The sequence below is a fragment of the Burkholderia sp. Cy-637 genome (assembly GCF_011753175.1).
Lineage (GTDB): Bacteria > Pseudomonadota > Gammaproteobacteria > Burkholderiales > Burkholderiaceae > Burkholderia > Burkholderia gladioli.
In genome coordinates this window covers 1-2,693 of sequence record NZ_VWWC01000334.1, presented here as the reverse complement: position 1 = coordinate 2,693, position 2,693 = coordinate 1, and the positions used below count along the sequence as shown (strand labels likewise).

The window sequence follows — 2,693 nt, the reverse complement described above, 5'->3', positions numbered from 1 at the left end:
CGCGGTGCTTTCCGGCCGCTGCCCGGGCCGCCCTCGCGCGTCGTCGCCGTCGCCGCGCGCGCGTCACGGTTCCATCGCGCGCGGCGTGTTAACATGCGCCCTCCCGCGTCCGTCGTTTTCCGCATCGCGCGAGCCGCTCAGGCCGCGCGCACCGCGCCCGCCCCAAGGCGCGGCGGCGGCGCCGTCACCCGCACTCCAGTCCGCCAGTCACCATGTCCGCAGGTCTCAATGCCGCTCAAAGCGAAGCGGTGCGCTATCTCGACGGTCCCTGTCTCGTGCTCGCCGGCGCGGGCAGCGGCAAGACGCGCGTGATCACGCAGAAGATCGCCCACCTGATCGAGAACAAGGGTTTCGAGCCGCGCCATATCGCGGCCGTCACCTTCACCAACAAGGCCGCCGCCGAGATGCGCGAGCGCGTCGGCAAGCTGCTGGAAGGCAAGACGCTGACCACGCCCGGCAAGGAAGGCCGCAAGGTGCCGGTCAACCAGCTGACGGTCTGTACCTTCCACTCGCTGGGCGTGCAGATCCTGCGCCAGGAAGCCGAGCACGTCGGCCTCAAGCCGCAGTTCTCGATCATGGATTCGGACGACTGCTTCGGCATGGTGCAGGAGCAGATGGGCACCACCGACAAGGGGCTGATCCGCAAGATCCAGAACATCATCTCGCTCTGGAAGAACGGGCTGGTGACGCCCGAGCAGGCGCTGGCGATCGCCGCCAACGAGGACGAGCAGCAGGCCGCGCTGGTCTACCGCAACTACGTGGCCACCCTGCACGCCTACCAGGCGGTCGACTTCGACGACCTGATCCGCCTGCCCACCGAGCTGTTCGCGGCGAACGAGCAGGTGCGCGATCGCTGGCAGAACAAGCTGCGCTACCTGCTGATCGACGAGTACCAGGACACCAACGCCTGCCAGTACGAGCTGCTCAAGCTGCTGGCCGGGCCGCGCGCGGCCTTCACGGCGGTCGGCGACGACGACCAGGCGATCTACGGCTGGCGCGGCGCGACGCTGGAGAACCTGGCCCAGCTCGGCAAGGATTTCCCGAAGCTGCATCTGGTCAAGCTCGAGCAGAACTACCGCTCGACGGTGCGGATCCTGACCGCCGCCAACAACGTGATCGCCAACAACCCGAAGCTGTTCGAGAAGAAGCTGTGGTCCGAGCACGGCATGGGCGACACCATTACCGTGACGCCCTGCAACGACGAGGAGCACGAGGCCGAATCGGTGGTGTTCCGGCTCTCGGCGCACAAGTTCGAGCGGCGCACCCAGTTCCGCGACTACGCGATCCTCTACCGCGGCAATTTCCAGGCGCGCATCTTCGAGCAGGTGCTGCGCCGCGAGCGGATCCCCTACGTGCTGTCGGGCGGCCAGTCCTTCTTCGACAAGGCCGAGATCAAGGACCTGTGCGCCTACCTGCGCCTGATCGCCAACGCCGACGACGATCCCGCCTTCATCCGCGCCGTCACCACGCCGCGCCGCGGGATCGGCAACACCACGCTGGAGGCGCTCGGCTCCTACGCGGGGCAGGCCAAGGTGTCGCTGTTCGAGGCGGTCTACATGGGCGGCATCGAGGCGCGGCTGTCGGCGCGGCAGATCGAGCCGCTGCGCATGTTCTGCGACTTCATCCAGCGCCTGACCGAGCGCGCCGACAAGGATCCCGCCACCACCGTGCTCGACGACATGATGGAGGCGATCCACTACGAGGCCTACCTGTACGACGCCTTCGACGAGCGCCAGGCGCAGAGCAAGTGGCAGAACGTGCTGGAATTCCTCGAGTGGTTGAAGCGCAAGGGCACCAAGCCGGAAACCGAGGCGGTCGACGGCGAGGCCGAGGGCTTCCACAACGCCGACGGCCTGGCCGATACCGGCAAGAACCTGCTGGGCCTGATCCAGACCGTCGCGCTGATGTCGATGCTGGAGGGCAAGGAGGAGGATCCCGACGCGGTGCGCCTGTCCACCGTGCACGCCTCGAAGGGGCTCGAGTATCCGCACGTGTTCCTGGTCGGCGTGGAGGAAGGCGTGATGCCGCATCGCGGCGGCAGCGAGGACGACACGATCGACGACGAGCGCATCGAGGAGGAGCGGCGCCTGATGTACGTGGCGATCACGCGCGCGCAGCGCAGCCTGCACCTGAACTGGTGCAAGAAGCGCAAGCGGGCGCGCGAGACGATCGTCTGCGAGCCCTCGCGCTTCATCGTCGAGATGGAACTGGACGAGGCGCCGCCGCCCACCCCCGAGGAGGCGCCGATGACGCCGAAGGACCGGCTGGCGAGCCTGAAGGCGCTGCTGCAGAAGTAGCCGCCGGGCTCGCGGCTCGACAGCCCCTGAACGAAGATGGCCCGTGCCGCCTGGAGCGGACACGGGCCATTTTTTCGTGGCCGGCTTGGTGCGAGCCGGCCGGCGCGGCTTACTTCGCCGCGCCCACCATGTAGTCGACGGCGGCCTTGACCTGGTCGTCGGGCGCGTTCGAGCCGCCCTTGGGCGGCATCGAACCCTTGCCGTGCAGCGCGTAGTTGTAGACGGTGTCCATCGAATCCTTCAGGCGCGGCGCCCAGTCGGCCTTGTTGCCGAACTTGGGCGCGCCGAGCACGCCGGCCGCGTGGCAGGCCACGCACACCGAGTCGTACAGCGCCTTGCCCGCGCCGGCGCCGCCGGGCGCGACGGCCGGTGCGGCGCCGGCCTTGGGCAGGGCGG

General features: G+C 68.5%; 2 protein-coding genes. One reads left to right on the top strand and one right to left on the bottom strand.

All coding sequences use genetic code 11. The annotated features are described in order from the left end of the window. Nucleotides 1-212 precede the first annotated feature (212 nt). Nucleotides 213-2,297 carry a UvrD-helicase domain-containing protein gene (locus F3J10_RS35175; RefSeq protein WP_025097746.1) on the top strand — a complete coding sequence of 695 codons (2,085 nt, stop codon included), beginning with the start codon at nt 213-215 and terminating at the stop codon, nt 2,295-2,297. A gap of 109 nt (nt 2,298-2,406) precedes the next feature. On the opposite strand, the gene F3J10_RS35170 is transcribed toward F3J10_RS35175, so the two are convergent. Next, a partial coding sequence (locus F3J10_RS35170; RefSeq protein ID WP_167220022.1) for a c-type cytochrome occupies nt 2,407-2,693 on the bottom strand: 287 nt, incomplete at its 5' end.